Origin of the sequence: Microcoleus sp. T3_B1 (assembly GCF_036700445.1) — a bacterium.
Classification (GTDB): domain Bacteria; phylum Cyanobacteriota; class Cyanobacteriia; order Cyanobacteriales; family Microcoleaceae; genus Microcoleus.
Genome location: NZ_JAUBOX010000151.1, coordinates 1 through 8313 on the forward strand (window position 1 = coordinate 1; position 8313 = coordinate 8313).

Annotated in this window: 1 protein-coding gene; it reads left to right on the plus strand. The window is 47.0% G+C overall.

What is annotated here, in order from left to right:
• Positions 1-7836: Ig-like domain-containing protein (locus QT990_RS34870; RefSeq protein WP_333466358.1), on the plus strand; the 7836-nt coding region annotated here is incomplete at its 5' end.
• Between the last annotated feature and the right edge of the window lie 477 nt (positions 7837-8313).

Consider the following 8313-nt stretch of genomic DNA (forward strand, 5'->3'; position numbering starts at 1 on the left):
GATTTAGCGCAAGGTACTGGTTACTACGTTGAAATTGCTGCTGGTGCAATTAAAGACTTAGCTGGTAACAATTATGCTGGGATTACGGGTGCAACTACTTGGAAATTCAACACTGCTGACACCACAGCGCCGACAGCCACCACTTTCACCCCCGCAGATAACGCCACCGGTGTTGCAGTTGCTGCTAATGCAGTTGTCACCTTGAGTGAAGCGGTGCAAAAAGGCACTGGCAACATTGTTATCAAGAAAGTCTCCGATAACTCAGTGGTGGAAACTATAAATGTTACCTCCACAAATGTCACTGTTAGCGGTAGTACCGTCACAGTTAACCCCACGGCGGATTTAGCGCAAGGTACTGGTTACTACGTTGAAATTGCTGCTGGTGCAATTAAAGACTTAGCTGGTAACAATTATGCTGGGATTACGGGTGCAACTACTTGGAAATTCAACACTGCTGACACCACAGCGCCGACAGCCACCACTTTCACACCTGTAAATAACGCCACTAATATTCCAGTTGCTGCTAATGCAGTCGTCACCTTGAGTGAAGCGGTGCAAAAAGGCATCGGCAACATTGTTATCAAGAAAACCGACGGCACGGTGGTTGAAACTATAAATGTTACCTCCACAAATGTCACTGTTAGCGGTAGTACCGTCACAGTTAACCCCACGGCAGATTTAGCGCAAGGTACTGGTTATTACGTTGAAATTGCGGCCGGTGCAATTAAAGACTTAGCAGGTAACAATTATGCCGGCACTGCGGGTGCAACTGCTTGGAATTTCACCACTGCTGACACCACAGCGCCTACAGCCGCCAGTTTCACCCCCGCAGATAACGCCACTAATATTCCAGTTGCTGCTAATGCAGTTGTCACCTTGAATGAAGCCGTCCAAAAAGGTACTGGCAATATTGTTATCAAGAAAGTTTCGGACAACTCAGTTGTAGAAACTATCAATGTCACAGCGGCAAATGTTACTGTTAGCGGCTCTACCGTTACTATTAATCCGACTGCTGACTTGGTAGCAAATACTCCATACTATGTTGAAATTGCCAACGGTGCAATTAAAGACTTAGCTAATAATAATTATGCCGGGATTACAGGTGCAACTGCTTGGAATTTTACGACGGCTGACACAACAGCCCCCACCGCCCCCACTGTCACCCCGACTGATTCTCGAATATATAACTGGAGCCAGCTAGAGGCTTACCTGAACAATAAGAGCATTCCTGTACCTAATGTAGCAAAAACAGTCCTCCAAGAGCTTATAGCAAAGGTCAACCCACTAACTGTTGAGTATGAAAACAATGAACTCACAGTCACATACGATGGTGAGGTAGATTTCAGTAAGTTCACAGTTCTTCCTCTTGTTACTAAAATTGCAGGCGATCTAACGATACCGATTAACCAACCTAGCTTAACCATATCCGAACTGAATACCAGCACTCCTACTTACAAACTCGGTGGTAAGGTGAATTTTGAAGAAGAGGAAGATGGGGGGAAACCCAATATCTTAGACTTCCTTCACGAGCAGCTAAAAATTAAAGAGATAGAGCTGGAAACTGAGATTACAACAGAGACTCCCCAGGAATTGAGCGTAACTGCAAATTTAAGCACAGAAAAACTAACGCTATTCAAGAAAGATCCGCTGTGGATTGAACTTACAGGTGCTAAATTAAACATCAATACGACACCCACTTCTACGCCCAAGTTCGGGGTTGGAGGAAGTGTAAGTATTAAAGGTTACGATCCTTTCCAAGACAACGAACCTGAATTAAATGTTTCGGCAGATATTATCTTTCAACCTGAATCGATCACAAGTAAGCTTGAACTTAAGCCAACAGACACTTGGAAAAATCCCTTTGGCTTACCTGATTCAGAAATTCGGAATTTAACTATACAGCTAGGTGGAACCTACGCACCGCCCTGGATTGATAATGTTGGATTTGTGGGAGATTTGAAGTTTGGCAACTTCGATATCAAGTCCGCTTTCGCGGTGGATAGCAACGATCCAAAGAAATTTGCTGTCGAATTAACAGCCAACAATCCCATCAACATAGTTGACCTTTGGGCTGGGCCAGTCGGTTCTTATCTGATCAAACAAGTGGGTAAGGAAGTCGGTTTTGTCAAAACGGCAGAAGGCTTTTTGAAGGAGGTTCTGGATTTAAATATTGTATCTATCGATGGCTCTGATGCAGATACAGAACTCGATCCCCTCCTAAAGTTAGTGCCTTTTAATACAGAGATTGGCGAGACGAAATTAACAAAAGGTTTTGGGATCAATGGCAAGATAAATTTGTGGGGCAAAGATGTTACTCTCAGCCTTAACGCCAATCCCTACGATGTAATCAATCCAAGCTTAAAGGGATCTTTCAAAATTGATGAAATTGACTGGGGATTTTTGAAGCTGACAGGGGCAGATGGTGACAATGATAAGACTTTGGATTTAAATCTCAAAGTCGATACCACTGAGCAATATCTCAAAGGGGACGGAAAACTTGAGGTTTTTGGTGTAACAGCCGCTAAAGCTAACTTTGAGATCACACCCACCAGTGCCAAAGTCAAAGATTTTGATTTGACTTTCGGAGTCCTGGCACTAGACATTAACGATTTTTCAGTTGATGTCAACAACAAAACTGCGAGTGGATCGGGTTCGGTGAAGATTCTTGGGCGAGAGATTGCCGGAGCCAAAATTAATGCTGATAGGAATGGGCTGAAAGTTCAAGGAAATCTTGACTTATTCGGAGCCTTCTCAATCGAGAACGCAATAATTGATATTAAAAGTCCCACCGATATCAAAATCGGAGGGACAGCCAAAATTTTTGGTAATCAGCTAGGCAGTGCCGACATTAGCCTACAGAATGGCCAGCTAACAGTTAAAGGTCGAATAGGCTACGATCTCGGGCTCGTTGGCAATGTTGAGGCAAACCTTGAGATTACCTCAGATGGTACAGCTAGTGGTTCCAAGGTAAAGGTAGGTTATAAGGCTGGGCCGCTCAAAGGTGACTTTACCGTGTCACTAGCTCCGCTCAGAAATATGGAAAATTTGTTGGACCAGGTGACGGGCGGTGCCCTGGGTGCAGTAACTGAGGCTGTAAATAAAGCCATTGATGGGGTTGTTAATGGATTTAATAGTGTTACATCAGGTGTACTCAATACCTTTACTAAAATAGGTGACTTTTTTGAAGGTGCGTTTAACAAACTTTTTGGCGGCCTTTTTGGCGGCCCGTCGGATGGTCCTAATAACGAATGGCTGGGTGACGGAAATAACAAATATGACGCTATCGGGGGTGATGACTATATTCGAGGTCAGGGTGGAGATGACCATCTCATCTTGGGGTCGGGGAATGACAAAGGAGAAGGTTGGTCGGGCAATGACCGAATCGAAGGTCAGGATGGCGAGGATACGGTGAACGGCGACGAAGGAAATGACAAGTTAGCAGGTGGTAGGGGCAGAGACTTTCTCCATGGTGGGAGTGGTGACGATATCCTCGAGGGTCAACAAGATGAGGATACCCTGGAGGGCCATGATGGCAACGACAAACTCGAAGGCAATGAAGGCAACGACAGACTTATTGGGCATTCGGGTTCTGACTTCCTTTATGGTAATGCTGGCGATGATCTCTTGTTCGGTTATCCGGGTCAGGACCTGCTTGATGGTGGCGATGGTAATGACACCCTAAATGCTGACCAGGATGATGACCGTGTTTTTGGTCAGAATGGCAATGATTTGATGAAAGGTCAGGATGGCAATGACGAACTGCACGGCTATCAGGGTAATGACACCATTGAGGGCGGAAATGGCAAGGACGTTCTCTTTGGTCAGGGAGATAACGACTTCCTCCAAGGTGGAGATGGGGATGATGTTCTCTATGGCGAAGACAACGGAAAAACGGGAGGAAACTACAACGGTAGCAACGACAAAGACACACTCGAAGGTGGAAATGGTAAGGATACTCTCTTCGGCGGTTTGAGTGACGATTTGCTCCTTGGTGGGAATGATGATGACATTCTTAGCGGTGAAGATGGCAATGACATACTCCGAGGAGAAACAGGAAACGATTTCCTCGACGGTGGTAAAGGCAACGACTCTCTAAACGGCGGGGACGGTAGTGATTCGCTCTTTGGTCGAGGTGGCAATGATTTCCTTGAAGGCTTTGGGGGTAAAGATTACCTCAAGGGTGGTGACGGTAACGATCGCATCTTTAGTCATGACGATGATGACATCCTGAGTGGAGAAGCAGGAGACGACCAGATCGGGGGTGGGTCTAATAACGATCTCCTCGATGGTGGGGATGGTAACGACTCCCTCTACGGTGAAGCAGGCAATGACACGCTTTCTGGTGGCAATGGCAGCAACGTCCTCGATGGTGGTGACGGAACTGATACTGCTGACTACAGATTTTCTACTGGTGCTGTTGATGTCAATTTAAACAATGGCAAAGCCCAATTTTCTGGCAATACAGATCTGTTAACCTCGATTGAAAATGTCATTGGCTCAGCTAATAACGACTTAGTGATTGGGAATGCTGGAAATAATACCCTCTCTGGCCAAGCCGGTAACGATATCCTCCTGGGTGAGATTGGCAACGATCTTCTCAGGGGTGATGAAGGTAATGACGAACTTCACGGATGGGAGGGCAATGACACCCTCGAAGGCGGAACTGGCAACGATACTCTCTACGGTCAACAGGGCGATGACTCTATCCAAGGTGGAGATGGCAATGACGCTCTTTATGGCGAAGGTAACGGATCGTCCTCTGGTACAAGTAGCAAAGATACCCTAAGCGGTGGTGCTGGGGATGACTCTCTCTTCGGTGGCGTTGGCGATGATTACCTAGATTCTGGGGAGGGCAGCGATACTATTGACGGAGGAGATGGCAACGATATCTTGCTCTTGACCGGTAAGAAAGAAGACTATAAGTTTACCGAGACAGCTACAGCAGTATGGCAAATTGTTGCTCCTAATGGCGATGTGAAAATCGTGACGGGGGTTGAGAATTTCGAGTTTAAGCCCGATCCTAAAGTTATAAATTTCGACTTTAGTTCAGTCTTCGATCGCGATGTGATTGTCAACGACAAGGGAGGAGCCACAGATCCTACACAAGACGGATTAAGTAGCGGGAATGAAACCTTCGTCACACAGTCGTTTGCCAGTTTGAAAGCTGGTGCGAATGGCAATGGATTACCCAACGACGGTTTTTTCCGAGCGAATGCCTTCAGTCCTAACGTTCAGCTAGGCTACAACAATACTAATGACGGCAACAACGCCAAAGTAATCACAGGTAACAACCCAACCTTTACCTTCAACGTCACGCCCGGCAAGTATTCAGAAATCCACCTGTTCGCTACCAGCACAGATGGTGACGGGCTTATGCGGGTGACTTTTAACTATAGTGATGGCACCCAGGCGTCAGCCTCAGTCTATGTTCCCGACTGGTATGAGGAATCTTCCCCTCAATCATTTTACAGTTACCATCTGATTGACGGAATGGATCGCAGCCTTGATACAACTGGATCAAAATTTGATGATGCTAACGATCCTGCCATATTCGGGTTTGGGTGGAGACCCGACCCAGCCAAAACGCTGCAAAGCATTGCTGTCAGCAAAAAGTATTCCAGCAATAATAGTTGGCAGGGAGTCTTCGGAGCTACAGGTGTTTTAGTTCCCCCTAACACCACAAACCAAACGTTTACCGCAGACACAGTAAGGACATACTACAAGAGTCGTGTCATAGACGGTTACATTGGTAACGGTAAGGTGTTCTTCGATGCCAACTTAAACGGGGTTTTGGATGAGGGTGAACCCTTTACGATTACCAGGGCAGATGGCAGCATCGATCTGAACGTGGCTGTCGAAAAGTTTGATACCAACCAAAATGGTGAACTCGACTATACCGAAGGCCAGTTTGTTCTGATGGGCGGTATGGATATCCTTGGCGGTGTGGATGCTGCAACGGGTTTGCCGATGGCTACGCCACTGACTTCTACCCTGGCGTCAACGGTTGTGACACCTTTAACGACGGCGATCGCCTCTATGGTGCAGCAAGGCCTTGACCCAGCAACAGCGGAAACTCAGGTGAAAGCAGCATTAGGACTGCCCGCAGGAGTTGATTTAGGTAGCTACGACCCCTTAGAGGCGATCGCCAAGGGCGACGCGAATGGTGTATCGGTGTTTGGTTCGATGATTCTGGTGCAAAACACGATCGTCCAGATAGCGAAATTCATCAAGGGGGTTTCGGAAACAGAAGTTGCTCAACTAGCATTTAGTGGTATCGGGGCGATCGCCAATCAACTCAAGGGTGGCGCTGCTGTAGATTTGGGTAAAACAGAAACAATATTGGCTATTCTGCAAGCAGCCATTACCAAAGCAGCAGAGTCTGACCCCAAAATCAACCCGACACAACTGGCTGCGAGTGCGGCTGCTGCGGCTCAAATCATGGCTTTGGGCAATCAAATGGTCAAGGATCTCGTCGCTAGCGGTCGCCCCATCAAAGATATTGCCCTTGAAATTACCAAGTTGCAGGCGGTGTCTGTGGGTCAAATTGCTGTCGGTTTGTCCGATTTGGCTGCGGGAACTGTGACAGTTGAACAGTTCCTCGCTCAAAACACCAAAGAGGCGATTCTGGCTCGGATGGAGACGGTGAAGGTAAATGACCCCACCGTTCGCCCTGTTGTCGAGACGATCGATGCCACAGACGCGATCGAGCCCGAGGAACCTACATCTGAGGACACCGGCACCACCCCCGACACCGAAACCGGCACTGACACACCAACATCGATCGCTCCGACCCCACCGATCGCTCCCACCCCACCGATCGCTCTGACCCCATCAGTAACAGCCTCGGAAACACCGACACCATCGGAAACAGCCTCGGAAACACCGACACCATCGGAAACAGCAACTCCCACGCCAACAACTAATAACCTCTCAGACGATGAGTGCATCTGCGACAAAATTACCTATCCCAACTTAAACCGACCCAACTCAGTTGAAAACACCATACTCGGCGCATCCGGCATTCAGATAGGCACTGCCCAAAACGATGAATTACTAGGTAGCGATGCTGCCAACATATTCGAGGGCAAATCCGGGGATGACAACTTATACGGTGGTGCCGATAATGACATTATTAATGGCAACCAAGGCAATGACTTCATCGCCGGAGGCAAAGATGAAGATACTCTCTACGGAGATGAAGGAAGCGACATCATCCTTGGCGAATCGGGTAACGATTTAATCTTCGGAGGCAAAGGCAATGACTTCTTACATGGCCGCGAAGGTATTGACATCATTTATGGCAACAAAGATGATGACTTCATCGATGGTGGTAAGGATAATGACACCTTATATGGAGGCAAAGGTAACGACATCCTGCTTGGTAGTCAAGGTGATGACAATCTGTTTGGACAACAGGGAAATGATACAATCTGCGGCGGCGAAGGTAATGACTTAATCAACGGTGATGAAGGAGCAGATATCCTGGGAGGGTGTGCCGGAAATGATACTCTGTTCGGAGGCGCAGACAACGATACTCTCACTGGTGGCAAAGGCAACGATATCCTTTACGGAGGCATGGGAAATGATAGTTTGATTGGCGGTAGCGGCAATGATATCTTTGCCTTAACAACTGGTCAAGGATTTGATATCATCGCTGATTTTACCATCGGTCAAGATTTGATTGGATTAAGCGGTGGCTTGAGTTTTGGTCAGTTGGAAATAACTCAAAATACTCAGGGAACTCTCATCAAGAATCTCTTGACAGGGGAGCAGTTAGGTGTGATGGTTGGAGTGAGTGCCAATGCGATAACATCTGCTAATTTCATGCTGGTTTAGGAAAGGAGAGAAAAGTGCGATCGCCCTTAATACCAATTTTATATGAGGTTGCATAGAATCTGATCCCCCCTAACCCCCCTTATTAAGCAGGGCTGTTTCATTCTCTTGTAGGGGCAATCCCACGCCCGGTTGGCCCGATATTTGAAACATCGATTTCATCGTCCGTGGGGGGGCGGGCACGGGGGCACCGCCCCTACAAAAGCCTGATTTTCGTGAGAATGAAACAGCCCTGCCTTATTAAGGGGAGTAGGGGGTGGGACAAGAGCTTGGTCAAAGTCAACCCCTACTCCCCTTATTAAGGGGGAGTAGGGGGTATGCGAGGGGGAGCGAAATATATGCAACTTCACATTAAATTGGTATAAGTAAAAAAAGGGCGATCGCACTTAACCAAAATCAACATTTATAGTCATTTCAAATAAATGTGAGACAGAGGTAAGATCATGATAAAATCGATAAAAATACTTAATTAGAAAAAAA